Raw genomic sequence first — 16,826 nt, forward strand, 5'->3', positions numbered from 1 at the left:
ACCAACGTTGTATATAGTCAATAGTTATTATTTTAAATAATGTATCATAAGTTATTATTTTTATTCTTTAGTACAAGGGCTTCCATGAGACATACATATCCAGTTGTATTTTAAATTTTCTAACTCATTTACAGATTTCATCATTTTTTCAGAGTCCCAGTTCCACAGATTAGGATATGGAATTATATTTCCGTTCTTATTCTTAACTAAGTCTCCTGCAAACAAAACATCTTCAAAAAGCATACAAACATGTCCTGGTGTATGTCCTGGTGTATGAATAATTTTTATATTTCCAACTTGCATATTGTCTCTATAAGGCTCTATATCTTTAATAATTCTTTTTGCAATTGTCTTTCCAATAAATTTTTTGAATCCAGGTCTATCCTTCTCTCCTATAATAAATGGGATATCTTCCATATGAGCCCACACTTTTGCTCCTGTATATTCTTTCAATAACTTAATATTAGACATATGGTCAACATCATGATGAGTCAGTAAAATATGCTTAATATCAGTTAGTTGAATCCCAAGTGTTTTTAATTCTTTAATTATACCATTCCCCATAAAAGGAAGTCCTGTATCTATCAATGTAATCTCTTCATCAAACACAATAAAACAATTTGCACCACGAGTACTATCTAACAACAAGATATTTTCTTTTATTTGCATAAATAAATCCCCCTTTTTTATATTTTACCTATATAATTAATTAGTAAAGTTATAATAAATTATAGTGCTTTACATTAATTTTATTCGCAATAGTATACCGTTGTTATATAAGTATGCCACTAGTATACTATTTTATCAATGGAATCAGTAAAAAGGAGTGTCTTATATGCCAGAATTATCAAAAAGAGATAAAGAAAAAATCCAAAGAGAAAATGAAATTGTTGTCAAAGCAGAAAAATTATTTTGTCTTAATGGATTTGATAACACCTCTATGAATGAACTAGCAAAGGAAACAGAATATACAAAACGTACTATATATAAATATTTCTCATGCAAGGAAGATTTGTTTTTTGCTGTTGTACTAAGAGGGTATAAAAGACTTTGGGATAGTGTTAAAATAGAAAGTTCAAAAGGTAAAACTGGATTTGAAAGATTAAAATTTTCATATTCTGCATTTCATAAATTCTACTGTAAAGAGCCTTCTTTACTAGCTTTAATGGGAATGATTGGACTTGTACAATCTAAAAACTCAGACTTAGAGATACCTTTTAAAGAAAAGTTTTTTTCTTTCAATAAATTTATGTTTGAAGAAATACAAGAACTATTTGAAATAGGAAAAGTTGATGGAAGTATTAGGTCAGATATTGAGATACCCACTCTTATGTATTCATCAATATTTACACTTACAGGATTTTTTAATTTATTATCTATAACAGGAAAATCGTATCTCAACAATTTTAATATAGAAGAAAAAAAATTTATTGAAACCACTCTTGGTCTTTTGATAGATTCACTTAAAGCGTAGTTTTAATTTATAAGTTTTTTGACAGGAATTTTATTTTCTGTGCAGGATAATCTAGAGGATAAAATGATAACTTTGTTGTAGAACAAGGATTTCCATTGTGTATGATTTTGTGTATCTGTATAATATCTGTATAAATAGAAATTTACGTTGGAGGGCTGTGTATGGAAGAAAAAGATAAAAGAAATAGTTATGTTACTTTATTTATGTTTATAGGTGCAGGTATTGGTATTGCTATCGGTTTTGCGATTGGTATCTCTCAAGGAAAAACTGGAATATCTATGTGTTATGGATTAGTATTTGGAATGATAGTAGGAGCTGGTCTTGGAACTATTATAGAAAAGAGCAATAGTAAAGATTAAAACAAATTCCAGTTTGGTAACTGAATATTCAATATCACACAAGCAGTTAGTTATTTATGCTGATAACCATATTTTTACACTATAATTTCTTTTAAATGAAAGGACTGAAAATAAATGGCAAAAATACTTCTTTTAGAAGATGATGATACAATTGCATTTGGGATAAAAGCTTCCCTAGAAAAGAAAAACCATGTAGTTTGTTGTTATAGTACAATCACTGAAGCTAAGAAAAAATTTGATAAAGATATCAATTTAATTCTACTTGATTTAAATTTACCTGATGGGATTGGATATGAATTTTGTAAATATGTTAAAAATATAAGAGATATTCCAGTGATATTTTTGACAGTGCGCGATGATGAAAAAGATATTGTACAAGGTTTGGATATGGGTGCAGACGACTATGTGGTTAAGCCATTCTTACTTTCAGTACTTCAATCTAGAATTAATGCTGTACTTAGACGTACTCATTCTAACACTACTAGCACTCTTACATGTGAAAATATAAGATTGAATAAAGATGAAGTCAAAGTATATTTGGACAATATTGAAATCTCTTTGACAGCAGGAGAATACAAACTACTCCTAAGTCTAATGGAGAATAAAAATAAAGCACTTACTCGTGCAAAACTCTTAGAAATGCTCTGGGATATAGATGGCAACTTTGTAAATGATAATACTCTTACTGTTACAATAAAGCGACTTAGAGAAAAACTAAAAAATCCATCCTGTATAAAAACCTTGAGAGGTATAGGATACAGAATGGAGGACAGCTAGTGAAAATAAAAAAATATATCAATAATACTGTTATTTTTATAGTATTCTGTTTAGTTATTACTATTTTGTTAAGTATAATTCTAACAACTGTAACTTCTTCTGAAGAATATAATATGATAGCTAAAACCATTGGTACATCCTATCAACTTAATCCTAAATCTACAGAACATATTTTAGAATCACTAAAAAATTCAGATTCTCATGACTTTAATGTGGGAAATGAGATTTTATTAAAACATGGTTATACTAAAAATACATTTTGGTATAAAAACTTTTTTTATTTCATGATAGTGTCCTTTATTATAGTGTCAACAATGGCTATAGTTATGTTTATAATTCAGTATAGAGAAAAAAGAAAAAATATGAATAGAATAAATATGCTTACGAGCTATTTAGAAGAAGTAAATTTAGGAAAAGAATCTGTACTTTTACGTTGTGAAGATGAGTTTTCACATCTTGAAGACGAGATATACAAAACTGTGGGAGAACTTCGTTGCTCAAAAGAATTTGCTTTAAAAGAAAGACAAACTCTTTCAGATAATCTTGCAGATATCGCACATCAACTTAAAACTCCAATTACTTCTATGTCGCTCATGGCACAGTTACTTGCAGAAAGTTGTCCCAAGGAAGAAATAGATTACCTCAACAGACTTACAAATCAAATATTAAGATTAGAAAGATTGGTGTCATCCTTACTTACTTTGTCAAAGTTAGATGCAAGTACTTTAATATTTGAAAGTAAGCTTATAGATGTCCATTCTCTTCTTACTCATGCAGTTGAACCTATAGAAGAAATTTTAAAAGAAAAAAACCAGACATTTCTTATTGAAGACTCTTCGTTTGTAGAATTTAACATTGATATTAACTGGACTTTGGAAGCTCTTTTAAATATTCTTAAAAACTGTAGTGAACATGTAGAAGATGGTGGACAGATTGTTGCTTATTATAGTAAAAATCCTCTATACATTGAAATTATTATAGAAGATAATGGTAAAGGTTTTGCTCAAGAAGACCTGCCATATATTTTTAATCGATTTTATCGTGGTAAAAATGCTAGCAAATACAGCATTGGTATAGGTCTTGCTCTATCAAAGTCTATTATCGAAAATCAAAATGGTACTATACATGCAGAAAATTGTCATCATGGTGGTGCAAAATTCATAATTAAGTTTTATACATAAAAAACTGGATTATAGGAAAACACCTATAATCCAGTTACATTATATCTTATTTATCATTTATACATTATTTATAACTTACACACAATATTATTTAAAGTTGCTTTTAAAAAATATTCAAATAAATCTTGTTTATATTGTCTCATTTTTTATAGATTCTACTATGTTTTCATTATTTAATTGTTTACATCCCATAATATACGATGCTATTACTACAATAAGTATCAATATGGTAAAACTCGTCACTATGGATATTGGTGCAAATAATAAATACTCCATAAAACTTATTTCATTTATATGGATGAAAGCATACAATATAGCTATTTGCACAGGAATACTGAGTAATAATGGTGTAAGACCAAAAAATAATCCTTCTAAGATAATCATCTTTTTCATGCCATTTGGAGACAATCCTGCAGAACGTAACATAGCAAATTCTTGTCGCCTACTTCTAAGATTCCCTGAAACAGTCGCCCATACATTTGATAAGCCAATTGCAGCTAACAATGCTGTAATAAATCCTACTATTAAATTCATAGTTATTTGTCCACTATCACTTAACTCTTCATTTTCTACAACATCATTAATCCTATAATCACCTGACCCATAATATTGGTTGCAAATAGATTCAAACTCTTTTCTTACTTTAGAAATATTATCATGATTATCTATTTTAAATAGCCCTGTTATCCTATTTGATTTTAATCTACGATTTTCATGGTAATTTTTAGACATATCTTGTACTGTAGACATTGGTACTACTTGAATTAGTGTGTATCTACCAAGCCTTTCTGCTATTTGTGGAAGTGTATCTGTAATAGCTCCTACTTTCATGTTAAAAGTATAATTTCCCTCATCTTCATCATATACTTTTTCATTTAATGTAATGTTATCTCCTACAGAAAGATTTAAATAATCTATATATACTTTATCCCTACGTGTACTACGCTCAACATCTTCCTCACGATTATATACAATTGAAATTGGATTTTTTGTATCATAATATGGTTTAGGGTCTATAGAAAGTTGTTTGCAATATTTTGCAAAACTCTCATCATCAAGTCCAATCATAGTTGAAGTGATACGAAACTTACCATCACGTTCTATAGGAGAATATTTTTTAGCTGAGACTATATTTTTAAATCCTCCACTCTTTGCAAGCTCTTTTGAAGCATCTTTTTCAGTTAACCAAGTTGCTGCAGACATTTTTAGATAATATAATGAACTCTCTACACCTTGTGTATTGTTTAATTGCTCTAAAAACTGTTTTTCTGTAGGTTCACTATTTTCCAAATACAATGATATATCCCTTTGACTCGCATAAATATCACTACCATAAACACTCTCTGCACCTTTTTGACATGCAATTATATTTAGAAAGCTTGTCAATAATAAAAAAGAAAGTGTTAAAGATATTGTTGCAGTACGATAAGATTTTTTACGGGCACGAAGCGCATTTACTGCAAGTTCTCCTTCTATACCAAATAACCTTGTTAATGAGTATTTATTGGAACTTTTAATTTTAACACTATCACCTTGTCTGATTGCTTCTATAGGTGCTAGTTTTGATACTCTACGTGCTGGTATCAGTGCGGAAACCCATACTGTTATTATTGTAAGTAAAACAGCTGGTAAGAAAGCAGGAATACCATAAGTAAAGATTACCTGTTGATTATCAATATTAATATTTACTGAATTAATATAACTTACAAGGCCATTACACAATGCCCACCCTAAAAATAAGCCTATAGGTAAAGGAATAATTGTCAATAAAAAACCTTCAAAAACTACAGACTTTTTAATCTGCTTTGGAGATGCTCCAATACTAGCTAGTATGCCCAATTGAGTAAGTCTAGCATTTGCTGATAATGCAAAAGCATTATAAATCACCATTACAAATACAGCCACTGTAAAGATTGCTATTGTTAAATACATAAGAGGTGTTGAAAATTTTTCTATACTGTTCATAGATGCTTTCTGTTCTGGAGAAAAGACTAACTTTTTTAAAAGATAATTACTATTATACTTAAGATTGTATTTTCCATATTCATTCATTTTCCATCCTAATGATTTAGCAAGCTTTGGAAGCTCTTTATATGTACCTCTAATATTTTTAAATCGCAAATATACAGTAATATTATCACTAGGCTTTATACTTGATCTATCAAGATAACCAAGAGCTGTATATGCAGGTACAACTGATGAAGTAGTAACATCTATTTTCCCTACTATTGTCAACACAGTTTCTGAAATCTTTCTAAAACTTTCACCTTTTGCTGTTGGTGCTGTAGGTACAATATAATTTTCATTTAAAACCCTATCTCCTATTGGGATAGTAATCTTATCACCAACTTTTACATTTGGATTACTTTCAAAATATTGTTTTGAGAGTGCAATTTCATTAGCATTATTTGGTCGACGCCCCTCTAGTATAGTGTCTTTTTCTGGCATAGAATTCCAATATTCTGATGTGGCATTTCTATAAATTATGTAATCCCTTTTATCATCATTAATTTTACCTACATACCATGGTCCTTTAATCATCACATCATCAACTGAAGAGAAATTTTCAATTAATGATAAGTCACTTCCATGAGTTTCATCAAATAATTCTCCATGCCAATTACCTTCTTTCTCAACTGAAAGTCTTATAAAATCACTCCACATTGTATATAATAATCCACATAAAGAAGACATCATAGTTGTAGTAAGTAATATAGCCAACATTATAGCTATACTACTACGCTTATTACGACGTACAAAATCTAAGGTGTATTCTTGAAGAATATTCATTTCTTCACCACCTTTTCAGAAACTATCATACCATCTTCCATAGTTATAATGCGATTTGCTTCTAATGCTATTTTTTCATCATGAGTAATAAGAAGTATTGTTTGATTAAATCGTTTATTTGATAAGTTTAGTAAATCTACAATTTCTTCAGAATTTTTTCTATCAAGATTACCTGTTGGTTCATCTGCTAATAAAATAGCTGGTCTATATATTAAACTTCTAGCTATAGCTACTCTTTGCTGTTGCCCACCTGAAAGTTGACCTGGAAGATGTTTTAGCCTATCAGTTAATCCCAAGGTAGATACAATTTCCGAAAACCTATCTTCATCCACTTTCCTCTTATCAAGTAACATTGGTAATAATATATTTTTTCTAACATCAAGAGTAGGTATAAGATTATAAAATTGATATATAAGCCCTACTTTTCTGCGTCGAAAAATTGCCAATGCTTCTTCTTTTAAGCTTGCTATCTCAGTATCTTCAATATAAATTTTTCCAGATGTAGGTCTATCTACTCCTCCAAGCATATGGAGTAATGTAGATTTTCCAGAACCAGAGGCTCCTACTATGGATACAAAATCACCTTTTTGAACTGATAAATTCAAATTATTAAGAGCCGTCACCATAGTTTGATTTGAGCCATATGTCTTTGTTAAATTTTCACATTTTAGTATTTCCATATATAATCATCTCCTTTATAGTTAAAGTTTAGCAATCCAAAATGACATTATAGTGACACTTCAAACTAAATGTTGACTCTCTCTCAAAATACTTTTTTCAATTAAATATGATACTTTACATAAACACCTTATAAATTTTAACCAATATAAGATTATTTTTTATTAAAATTTTGCTCATATCCTTTTACATATACTTAAAATAATATAAATAAAATAAAAACTATGCAATATATTTATCAATTCATTGCATAGTTCCTTAAATCTACCTAATATTTTAGTATAAAGTTATGTCTATTATATAGTATTGTAATATTTCTTAATTATATCAATTGCAATCTCTTTTACTTTTGGTCCTCCGATTTTTTTATTATAATCATCTGATTTAATAGCAAAGTAATATTTATCATCTTCATTTTCTACCATCCCAACAAACCATGCATCAACACATTGCTTCTTTTCATCAAATCCTGTTCCAGTTTTACCATATACATTTATTTTCTTATCATTTGTATCTATTTTCATAATCTCCTTCAAGAGATTAATATTCTCTTTTTTAAAACTTGTATCACCCTCAAAAATTTTAGTTAATACTTGTGTTTGCTCTTTGGGAGAGATTTTTAATGAAGATTCTAACCAGAACCCATTTAAATCTTTACTTCCATTTTTTAAATTTCCTTCCCACTCACTAATGTCACAATTCCCATATTTTAGATTATCTAGTGTATTTTGAACAAATTTAGCATCAACTTGATTCATCAGTTTTCTATGATACCAAACACAAGATACTTTAAATGCTTCTTCCAAATTAAGATTTCTATTCCAATCTTCAATCTCATAAATTGTGCCATTATACCCCATAACTGATTCTTTTGAATTTACTATTCCTTTTTCTAAACCAATTAATGTTGAAATTATTTTAAAAGTAGAACAAGGTGAAGCCCTTGTTTCAATTAACTCTTTATTGTATATATTATATTCTTTATTTTTACTACTATAAAAAACAGCCCCTCCACTAACATCTTTAAAACAATTACTATAATCAACTACATTAACTTTATCTTTTTTCTGTTGTGTACTATCTTTACTATCCAATTCATTTGATTTAAAATTTGTATTGTTACTCTTAATATCTTGTTCTTTACTCTTTTGATTACTTTCCATTGAATGTTTTGCTATAAATGCAATGATTAATAGAATAATTATTAAAATAAAACTTGTCTTTCTTTTCATATCTTACTCCTTCCCTATATATGTATATTTATAATCCTCCTTTAAAATAATAGACATCATCTGCCATATACTCTAAACGTGGAGCTTGAATGTGTTTATTTGTAAAATCTAACTCTGGCTTATTTCCTTTTAAATCTTTAAAGAATACAATCCCATCAACAGATTGTAATTCAGCTCCAAAGAAAAAACAAACTGATTTTTTATTACCAACTATCTTAGTTACATCTACATTTCTATTTAACTTATTTATTTTATTTACTACTTCTTCGGAAAAAATATTTTCTAACTCCTTTTTGCCAAGTTTAATATTTAGATTATATTCAGAATTTAACTTTTTTTCATCACATGCTTTTAAGACTGCTTGTGCAACCTCTATATAATCCTTTTTGTAAAGTTGGAATCTAAAACTTTCACTTGGTCTAGGAAGAAATATAGTAGATATACTTATAAAAGTACAAACTATACATCCGATTACTTTTCTTTTATTTAAATCTTTTCTAAGATGTAGCTTAATAATATGTACACAAATCCATATGAAAGCAATCAACATTAATGGTATTGCAAATAATCCTATGAATAGTAAAATCACTCCTCCTCTCAATATAATATTTCCACAAAGAAATAAGAAGTCACTTACAAGAAATAAAGCTACAGGAATAATTATTCCTTTTATATTTTCTTTACCTAATATAATTATGTTGATTAAAGCTATTATAAAAACAGCTATTATAACTATCAGTAACATTGTTCTCTCCTTTCAAGTAGTAAAATTATGTCTGAGTATACACCTAAAACTTACCATTGTAATATTTAAAATATTACAATAGTAAGTTTTAAAAGTCAAGTTATTTAAATCTTTTAAACTAGCTTATTTTTACTAAATTCTAAATAAGTTTTATAATAGGAGTTTTGTTTTTATATGTAGCATACTAATTAATACTGTTTACACTGTAAGTAAATTTAAAAATAATATCTGTAATATAGCAGAATATATCATGAAAATAAACTTTAACCTTATTATAATATAACTACATAATATAATTATGCTACTAAAATATATAAAGAAAGGGCTTAGTATTTATGTCAGATATCATAATAAAGGGACTTACACATAATAATTTAAAAAACATCTCACTTAAACTTCCAAAAAACAAAATCATTGTCTTTACTGGAGTTTCTGGCTCTGGAAAATCAAGTATTGTATTTGACACAATTGCGGCAGAATCACAAAGACAAATGAATGAAACATATTCAGCATTTATTAGAGGTCGACTTCCAAAATACAAAAAACCTCATGTAGAACTGATTGATAATTTAACTGCTTCTGTAATCGTGGACCAGTCTCCTCTTGGTGGCAATGCACGTTCTACAGTAGGAACTATAAGCGATTTGTATTCTTCACTAAGATTATTATTTTCTAGAATTGGCAAACCATATATAGGAACAACATCATATTTTTCGTTTAATGACCCAAATGGTATGTGTAAAAACTGTTCTGGAATTGGTAGAGTCAAAGCGATTAATATTGAGTCTATTCTAAATCCTGAAAATTCATGGAATGCAGGTTGTGTAAATGACTCTCTATTTAAACCTAATTCATGGTATTGGAAACAGTATGCTGAATCTGGACTATTTGATTTAGATAAACCTCTGAAGGATTATTCTATGGAGGAATATAATTTATTGCTATATGGCTCAAAAGATGGAAAAAGCAAACCTGAAAATTCAAAAGTTGAAGGTATTTTTAATAAATACAATCAAACATATCTAAATCGAGATATTAGCAATATGAGCAAACACACCAAAGAAAAGTCAGAAAGACTTATAACTGATGAGGAATGTCCTGAATGTCATGGAAAAAGATTAAATAAAGATGCTCTTAACTGCACTATTTTAGGGTATTCTATAGCAGATATGAGTAATATGGAATTTACTGAACTTTACAATTTACTCTCTCAAATAAATGATGATAGAGTTGAAACTGTTGTAGATACTCTTACTGATGGCTTGAAAAGAATGATTGATATTGGACTTCCTTATTTACATCTAAATAGAGAATCAACTTCTCTATCTGGAGGAGAAGCTCAGAGATTAAAACTTGTACGCTATATGGGAAGTAGCCTCACAGGTCTAACCTATATTTTTGATGAACCCAGCACTGGAATGCACCCAAGAGATGTACATCGTATGAATCAATTATTAAAAAGACTTAGAGACAGAGGAAATACAGTTCTGGTGGTAGAACATGATAAAGATGTCATATCTATAGCAGATGAGATTATAGATATTGGTCCAAATGCTGGTAAACATGGGGGAAATATTATATTTCAAGGTACCTATAATGAATTACTTCTAGCAAATACACTTACTTCAAAAGCTATGAATTTGTCATTATCTCTAAAATCTAATACTCGTAAACCAAAAAACTTTCTTCCCATTAGAGGAGCTTGTTTGTATAATCTAAAAAATGTTGATATAGATATACCGGTTGGAATCATGACAGTTGTTACTGGAGTTGCTGGTTCTGGAAAAAGTACTTTGATTTCTAGTATTTTTGCAAAAAAATATGAAAAAGATGTTATTAAAATTGACCAAAACCCTATCACGACTACAAATCGCTCTATGCCAGCTACATTTCTTGGTTTTTTTGATGAAATAAGAAAACTTTTTGCTAAAGAAAATAATGTTGGTGAAAGTTTATTCAGCTTTAATTCTAAAGGGGCTTGTCCTATTTGTAATGGAAAAGGAGTACTTGTTACAGAACTGGTATTTATGGACCCTGTTATTAATATATGTGAAGCTTGTAGAGGTACTCGATATAATGAAGAAGTCCTGTCAAAATTGTATAAGGGTAAAAATATAGTTGAAGTTCTTTCCATGACAGTAGATGAATCACTTGAATTCTTTACGGAAAAGAAACTTTGTAAAATATTACAAACTATGAAAGATGTTGGATTATCTTATATGACTTTAGGTCAGCCACTTAGTACACTATCTGGCGGAGAATGTCAAAGAATTAAACTAGCAAAAAATCTTAATAAAAGAGGTACTATATATATTCTAGATGAACCAACTACTGGTCTTCATATGTCTGACATTGACAAGCTTATGTTGATTTTTGAAAGAATAGTAGACATAGGTAATACAATTATTATCATTGAACATAATTTAGATGTTTTAAAGCAAGCAGATTGGGTGATAGATATTGGACCTGATGGTGGTAAAAATGGTGGTCAGGTAGTATTTGAAGGTACTCCATCAGAAATGTTAAAAAAAGGTAATACTATAACATCAGACTTTCTTAGAAAATCAATAAAAAAATAAGAACAATGGTGTAAATAAAACTACAGAAAAAATGCTTTTTATTTTAAAAAATATCTATTAAAGTATAGAATAAAAATACACATAATTATATATTTTATTTATGGCTTGTACAGTTCTAATTACCTCAAATAGTACTTCTGATATTTTGTTAATTCTATAGAAGACACTTTAATCTATAGAATTAACAAAATGATTAACAAAATCTCAGTATTTCCCCTATCAGAAATCAACAAGGGAAAAATCGTTTTATCCAGTGCTGGCGTAGTTTAAAGTGCCTCCTCCTTGATATAGTAGCGGATACATTGCTTTAATTAGTGCTAAGCTTCATGTTCCGACTTACTTTACCACACAATCATTTGTCTTCACGTCGTTTTCGGTTCCTATTCCCACTTCGTTCTACCTGATACCAGCCGCAGTTTTATTAACAGCTATGTTGCCTGCGATTGACTGGACCACATCCACAATATTAAAATGACACATTCGTCATTTTAACATTGACATGACATAGAAAAGAGAGTATAGTATATCATATAATAATGACGATAAAGTCATTTTAAGGGAGGTTTATGTAATGCCAAAAGTAAATGAACAGTATTTGGAGGAAAAACGGGATCAGATACTGGATGCTGCATTTGATGTTTGCATGTCCAAGCCAGTATATACAGTTAAAATGAAAGATATTATTGAGAAAACAGGCTTTAGTCACGGGCTTGTATATCGTTATTTTACTAATTTGGAGGATATCCTATTTGCCCTCATTAACAGAGACACATCAATTATTGACGTGTCTGCTAAAGTTGATGAAATACTGCACTCAGGACATTCTCCAGAAGATGTTGTAAAGCAGCTGTTTTCGCTATATTTTGATGCGATTATGATTGGCATCACTGGGTACGGTAAGATTTTAAATGAAATGCTTTCTACGCTTGCCAGCGACCAGCAATATTATCAGAGGTTTCGGGCAAATGTAAAGGTTGCATCCCATAGCGATTATTTACAAACGCAAGCATATCAATATATTGAAGAGCAAATACAAAAAGGCTATTTCTCTCCTAAACAGACGTTAGATGAAATATATTCTTTCATTACAGTATGTCTCAGCGGAATCGAAAGAGACTTGATTCTAACAAGGTGCTACCCTGCTATGCAATATATTCAGTTGAATACGGATGGATTACTGTTCAGCCTGTGTACATCTGTCCTTTTCATGTTGGGAAGCAGTAACCAGTCAGTCTGAAAATAAGGACAACAAGAATGAGTCCATAGTTTATTTACAATGAGGAGGTTATGCTGATGTGGAATTATTATGAGAAAAAACCAATACTACAATACTTATTGCTTGTATTTTTAATTGCATGGAGTGCTACAACAATCGTCATAATAGGCGAACGGCTTGAATGGTTTGCAGAACCGATTGGAACTGTCGTATACTACTTACTAGTTGGTTTCTCAATTGGATTTGCTCCAGCTTATGCTGTTACGATTCTTCTTAAAAAAAGCGGACAGATTCACGGGATTAAAGAACTTTGTGAACGTATCGTCAGAACCAATCATATATCCAGCTCTCGCGCCCTGATTGTTGCTATTTTCTTTGCCAGCCAGATTGTGATCAATATCCTTTGCAATCGATATCTAGGAAAGCCTTGGTATACGATACTCCTTATGTTTCCATTCATGATTATAGGCGGCGGATTGGAAGAGCTTGGCTGGCGCGGTTTTTTGCAGCCAGCATTAGAGCAAAAACTCCCTTTTTTTGCTGCATGTCTTCTCACAGGCGTGATATGGGCCATTTGGCATCTTCCGCTCTGGTTGCTACAGAACGCAAACCAATCCTCCATGAACTTCATCTCGTTTTTGTGTTGGTGTATCGCGATGTCTTTTATGTTGGCAGTCTTATACAGGCTGACTGGAAGTGTCATGATCTGTGTGTGTTTTCATGCGTGGTGCAATGCGATTGGTGGTCTATTCACAATGGACCTTCTTATCCAGCCAATACAAGCAAAATCAATTGTGCTGCTGGGTCTCCAAGTTATTTTAGCTATGATTGCTTACATACAGATGAATTTGTCTTGGAAGTAACTCAGAAGATACAATGCTTCATATCGAAACGCAAGTTTGCTGAGCTGTAAGGAGTTCATATGGCTAAAGAAAATGCAAATATACCTGACAAAACCGTTTATTTGCTTTCTAAGACAGGTTATATTGAGTTGAAAGGTACACTTGTATCATTTATTCAAATTTTTAATTATAACCTTGTTCCTTTTATGATTGCTATTTTTTTTATTAAATTCTTAGATAGAAAAGAAGCAGTTGATATTCTTACAAAACGATTAGAATATCTTGAAAAAAGCAATATAGGTACTTCAAATCAAATAGAAATTTTGAAATCCCAAGACTTGCCTACATATATTATTTGCAACGTCAAGCACAGTGCACAAATTATTCAAACAGATATAATATCAACGAAAAAACTTATTAACACGATAAAATAAATTGATGAAACTGGAGAAGCGTAAATGCTACCCCAGTTTCTTTCAAATAATGGCGACACGGGTTCCTGCCTTGATAAACTTCTGGTAAGGGCATATACGCCCTTAGCCAGCCATATCCTCGGATTGGAGGACTACCTTCTTGGCTACCCTTGCGGTAACGCTCATGCACAACAAGAATTTTTTCAACAAACTCATTAAGCATAGTTGCTGTCATGGTGTCAAAGTTTTTGTATTTGTCAATGAGGTCAATAAGCTCCCCCATTAAGAGCACAAGCGGAAAAGCACATGAAATAAGATTTTCAAGTAATTGAGTGGCAAGGTGTGATACCTCATAATAAGTTAGAAAAATCAATCTTTACAATGTAAACTATATATCTCAATTAAGTTCTATCAACTGTGTTAAATTTCCAGTGTATGTAAGCTTAAGTTTATGCATAGCCCGTGTACAGGCAATATATAATAAACTACGGTCGTAATCATTGTAATATGTTTTATTATTTACTGAAGGAATAACAACTTCATCAAACTCTAGCCCCTTTGACATTTTAATAGAAGTAATTGATACACCTTTTATAAAACTAGAACTTTCAGGAGATATTAAATTAACATCATATTCTTGCTTAATAACATCATATATTGCTTTAGCCTCGCTGTTGGCTTTTAGTATAATACCAAGGGTAGCATTGTTGCTTTCCTCAAACTGCTCAATCTCCATTTTTATCTTCTCTATCTCATCTGATTCGTTACTGCATTTAATCACAACAGGCTCCTCACCATGTCTTTCAATAGCCTCCAGCGAAGTTATATTTTGAATTTTCTTGGCAAAATTAATAATCTCAAAAGTAGAACGATAACTCTTGTTTAACATTACTAACTCTCCACCATCATAAATCTGTACCATATCATCTAATGTATGTAAATGATTAGGGTTGATTAGTTGTCCAAAATCTCCAAGAATAGTTTTTTTACATTTGAAAAGCAAGTTTATTACAGCATATTGAATAGGAGTGTAATCCTGCATCTCATCAATAACAATGTGTCTTATCACTTTGTCTTCTTGTAATCCCTCATATGCAGCATGAAGATATATAAATGGATATACATCTGCCCACTCAAGAGTATTCTTTGATGGCATTACAAACATATCTTGAATATTCATCTGTTTGAAGAAGTCCTTATACACTGTTAGAGTATTTTTTATTGTTAGCATTCTATTTAAACTTTTCAGTATATTTTTTACTTTTGGTAAGTCATCTTCCATAATATTATCTGATTCAAATCTATAATGAATATCTTCTGCTACCATCTCCAGTCTTCGCTTAACTGGATATTTATTATATGCATCAAATCTTTTTAGTATCCAGTCACTTTTAGCTATAAAACCTCCAAAAGTGTAATCTTTAGGAATAAAGACCATATTTGGCATTTGCTTTATATATTTATCCATAAGCTTTAAAAAATCAAGTGTAGACTTGAAACGTACTCTTTTTTCCCATTGTACATCATTTACTTCCAGAGAATCTTTTTCTCCCTCAAAATCAATAATCCTCTCTAATTGAACTTCTGCTATATCTTCAAAACTTAATTCACATAGAGGCTCTTCTCCTAGTTCAGGAAGTACATTAGAAATATAGTCACCAAAGACTTTATTAGGTGATAGAATAATTACATTATTTGCTGATATCTTATCTTTAAATCGATAAAGAAGAAAAGCAATTCGATGTAAGGCTATAGATGTTTTTCCAGAACCAGCTACTCCTTGAATAATGAGGGTGTCAGCCTTGTCATTTCTAATAATTTGATTCTGCTCTTTTTGTATTGTTGAAATAATGGATTTCATCTTTTCATCTGAAGTATTACTAAGTTCCTGTTGAAGAATATCATCTTGTATATTCATAGAACTTTCAAGTACATACTCCAGTATTCCATTTTTAATTTTAAACTGTCGTTTACGTGTTATTTCTCCATCTATCCATCCAAGTGGTGCATTATACCCTGCTGGTCCTATCTCACAATCATAAAACATACTGGCCATTGGAGAACGCCAATCTAGTATTAGAAGTTCATTTTCATAATCAAATGCAAATCGACCAATATAATACTTTGAATCATAACCTTCATCTTTTAGTTGAAAATCTATCCTAGCAAAATATGGCGAATCTTTCATTTTAGCAATCTTGTCTCGAACTTTTACCATAAAAGCCCCATAACTATCTATTTGCTTTAGTGCCAGTTCATTTTGGAACATTTCATGTGGGTCTATCTCTCCACGATTTTTTACCATATATAATTTAGCATCCATGTAATCTTTATCTAGTTTATCAACTGAATTTTCTGCATTCTCCAAAGCATTATCCAGCTTATTATTTATATCTATAAGATATGCAATCTCATCTGGAAAAGATGTTGCTAACTCCATCTCTTGTCCAGATATATTATGTTTAGGATTGGATGTAATAGAATTACAACTTTCTAATTGCTGATTTTTAGACATTTGAATCCTCCTTGCCAATTAAGTA

The 16,826-nt window shown here is 30.4% G+C and carries 15 protein-coding genes; 8 read left to right on the forward strand and 7 right to left on the reverse strand.

Annotated elements, in window-relative coordinates:
- Positions 1-60: 60 nt before the first annotated feature.
- Positions 61-669, reverse strand: coding sequence for an MBL fold metallo-hydrolase (locus tag IC173_RS15895; protein WP_227483358.1), 609 nt, complete (start codon positions 667-669; stop codon positions 61-63).
- A gap of 166 nt (positions 670-835) precedes the next feature.
- Here IC173_RS15895 and IC173_RS15900 point away from each other — a divergent pair, with 166 nt between their 5' ends.
- The 4 genes from IC173_RS15900 to IC173_RS15915 all read left to right on the forward strand — a co-directional run bounded on the left by IC173_RS15900 (position 836) and on the right by IC173_RS15915 (position 3,791).
- Positions 836-1,474 carry a TetR/AcrR family transcriptional regulator gene (locus tag IC173_RS15900; RefSeq protein WP_227483359.1) on the forward strand — a complete coding sequence of 213 codons (639 nt, stop codon included), beginning with the start codon at positions 836-838 and terminating at the stop codon, positions 1,472-1,474.
- A gap of 161 nt (positions 1,475-1,635) precedes the next feature.
- Positions 1,636-1,833, forward strand: a complete 198-nt coding sequence (locus tag IC173_RS15905) for a hypothetical protein (protein WP_227435321.1) — start codon at positions 1,636-1,638, stop codon at positions 1,831-1,833.
- A gap of 114 nt (positions 1,834-1,947) precedes the next feature.
- A complete protein-coding gene (locus IC173_RS15910; RefSeq protein ID WP_227435324.1) occupies positions 1,948-2,610 on the forward strand; it encodes a response regulator transcription factor in 663 nt (220 codons plus the stop codon).
- On the forward strand, positions 2,610-3,791 hold the full coding sequence (locus tag IC173_RS15915; RefSeq protein WP_227483360.1) for a sensor histidine kinase: 1,182 nt from the start codon (positions 2,610-2,612) through the stop codon (positions 3,789-3,791). The genes IC173_RS15910 and IC173_RS15915 overlap by 1 nt, the downstream gene beginning before the upstream one ends.
- Positions 3,792-3,920: 129 nt before the next feature.
- Here the strand turns inward: IC173_RS15915 and IC173_RS15920 are convergent, their stop codons facing one another.
- From IC173_RS15920 to IC173_RS15935, 4 genes are all read right to left on the reverse strand, one after another.
- Positions 3,921-6,581, reverse strand: coding sequence for an ABC transporter permease (locus IC173_RS15920; protein ID WP_227483361.1), 2,661 nt, complete (start codon positions 6,579-6,581; stop codon positions 3,921-3,923).
- Positions 6,578-7,261, reverse strand: coding sequence for an ABC transporter ATP-binding protein (locus IC173_RS15925; protein WP_227435330.1), 684 nt, complete (start codon positions 7,259-7,261; stop codon positions 6,578-6,580). The genes IC173_RS15920 and IC173_RS15925 overlap by 4 nt, the downstream gene beginning before the upstream one ends.
- A gap of 294 nt (positions 7,262-7,555) precedes the next feature.
- Positions 7,556-8,491: a penicillin-binding transpeptidase domain-containing protein gene (locus IC173_RS15930; RefSeq protein ID WP_227483362.1), complete on the reverse strand. Its 936-nt coding sequence runs from the start codon at positions 8,489-8,491 to the stop codon at positions 7,556-7,558.
- A 28-nt stretch (positions 8,492-8,519) separates the two neighbouring features.
- Complete coding sequence (locus IC173_RS15935) at positions 8,520-9,236, reverse strand: hypothetical protein (protein ID WP_227483363.1); 717 nt, start codon at positions 9,234-9,236, stop codon at positions 8,520-8,522.
- Positions 9,237-9,571: 335 nt separating this feature from the next.
- Here IC173_RS15935 and IC173_RS15940 point away from each other — a divergent pair, with 335 nt between their 5' ends.
- From IC173_RS15940 to IC173_RS15955, 4 genes are all read left to right on the forward strand, one after another.
- Positions 9,572-11,815, forward strand: a complete 2,244-nt coding sequence (locus IC173_RS15940; protein WP_227855846.1) for an excinuclease ABC subunit UvrA — start codon at positions 9,572-9,574, stop codon at positions 11,813-11,815.
- A 571-nt stretch (positions 11,816-12,386) separates the two neighbouring features.
- Positions 12,387-13,052, forward strand: a complete 666-nt coding sequence (locus IC173_RS15945) for a TetR/AcrR family transcriptional regulator (RefSeq protein WP_227483365.1) — start codon at positions 12,387-12,389, stop codon at positions 13,050-13,052.
- A 56-nt stretch (positions 13,053-13,108) separates the two neighbouring features.
- Positions 13,109-13,894: a type II CAAX endopeptidase family protein gene (locus IC173_RS15950; protein ID WP_227435340.1), complete on the forward strand. Its 786-nt coding sequence runs from the start codon at positions 13,109-13,111 to the stop codon at positions 13,892-13,894.
- 59 nt (positions 13,895-13,953) lie between these two features.
- Positions 13,954-14,307: a hypothetical protein gene (locus IC173_RS15955; protein ID WP_227483366.1), complete on the forward strand. Its 354-nt coding sequence runs from the start codon at positions 13,954-13,956 to the stop codon at positions 14,305-14,307.
- On the opposite strand, the gene IC173_RS21030 is transcribed toward IC173_RS15955, so the two are convergent.
- Positions 14,291-14,569, reverse strand: coding sequence for a DUF4368 domain-containing protein (locus IC173_RS21030; protein WP_413927197.1), 279 nt, complete (start codon positions 14,567-14,569; stop codon positions 14,291-14,293). The two genes, IC173_RS15955 and IC173_RS21030, sit on opposite strands and share 17 nt — an antisense overlap.
- Before the next feature lie 114 nt (positions 14,570-14,683).
- Positions 14,684-16,801, reverse strand: coding sequence for a 3'-5' exonuclease (locus tag IC173_RS15965; protein ID WP_227855847.1), 2,118 nt, complete (start codon positions 16,799-16,801; stop codon positions 14,684-14,686).
- Positions 16,802-16,826: the final 25 nt, after the last annotated feature.

The sequence above is a fragment of the Clostridioides sp. ES-S-0048-02 genome, assembly GCF_020658495.1.
Taxonomy (GTDB): Bacteria; Bacillota; Clostridia; order Peptostreptococcales; family Peptostreptococcaceae; genus Clostridioides.

Bases quoted from the DNA above. Each gene is read 5' to 3' on its own strand.
- IC173_RS15895 (WP_227483358.1), bottom strand. From the start codon at position 669: ATGCAAATAAAAGAAAATATCTTGTTGTTAGATAGTACTCGTGGTGCA.
- IC173_RS15900 (WP_227483359.1), top strand. From the start codon at position 836: ATGCCAGAATTATCAAAAAGAGATAAAGAAAAAATCCAAAGAGAAAAT.
- IC173_RS15905 (WP_227435321.1), top strand. From the start codon at position 1,636: ATGGAAGAAAAAGATAAAAGAAATAGTTATGTTACTTTATTTATGTTT.
- IC173_RS15910 (WP_227435324.1), top strand. From the start codon at position 1,948: ATGGCAAAAATACTTCTTTTAGAAGATGATGATACAATTGCATTTGGG.
- IC173_RS15920 (WP_227483361.1), bottom strand. From the start codon at position 6,581: ATGAATATTCTTCAAGAATACACCTTAGATTTTGTACGTCGTAATAAG.
- IC173_RS15925 (WP_227435330.1), bottom strand. From the start codon at position 7,261: ATGGAAATACTAAAATGTGAAAATTTAACAAAGACATATGGCTCAAAT.
- IC173_RS15930 (WP_227483362.1), bottom strand. From the start codon at position 8,491: ATGAAAAGAAAGACAAGTTTTATTTTAATAATTATTCTATTAATCATT.
- IC173_RS15935 (WP_227483363.1), bottom strand. From the start codon at position 9,236: ATGTTACTGATAGTTATAATAGCTGTTTTTATAATAGCTTTAATCAAC.
- IC173_RS15940 (WP_227855846.1), top strand. From the start codon at position 9,572: ATGTCAGATATCATAATAAAGGGACTTACACATAATAATTTAAAAAAC.
- IC173_RS15945 (WP_227483365.1), top strand. From the start codon at position 12,387: ATGCCAAAAGTAAATGAACAGTATTTGGAGGAAAAACGGGATCAGATA.
- IC173_RS15950 (WP_227435340.1), top strand. From the start codon at position 13,109: ATGTGGAATTATTATGAGAAAAAACCAATACTACAATACTTATTGCTT.
- IC173_RS15955 (WP_227483366.1), top strand. From the start codon at position 13,954: ATGGCTAAAGAAAATGCAAATATACCTGACAAAACCGTTTATTTGCTT.
- IC173_RS21030 (WP_413927197.1), bottom strand. From the start codon at position 14,569: ATGGGGGAGCTTATTGACCTCATTGACAAATACAAAAACTTTGACACC.
- IC173_RS15965 (WP_227855847.1), bottom strand. From the start codon at position 16,801: ATGTCTAAAAATCAGCAATTAGAAAGTTGTAATTCTATTACATCCAAT.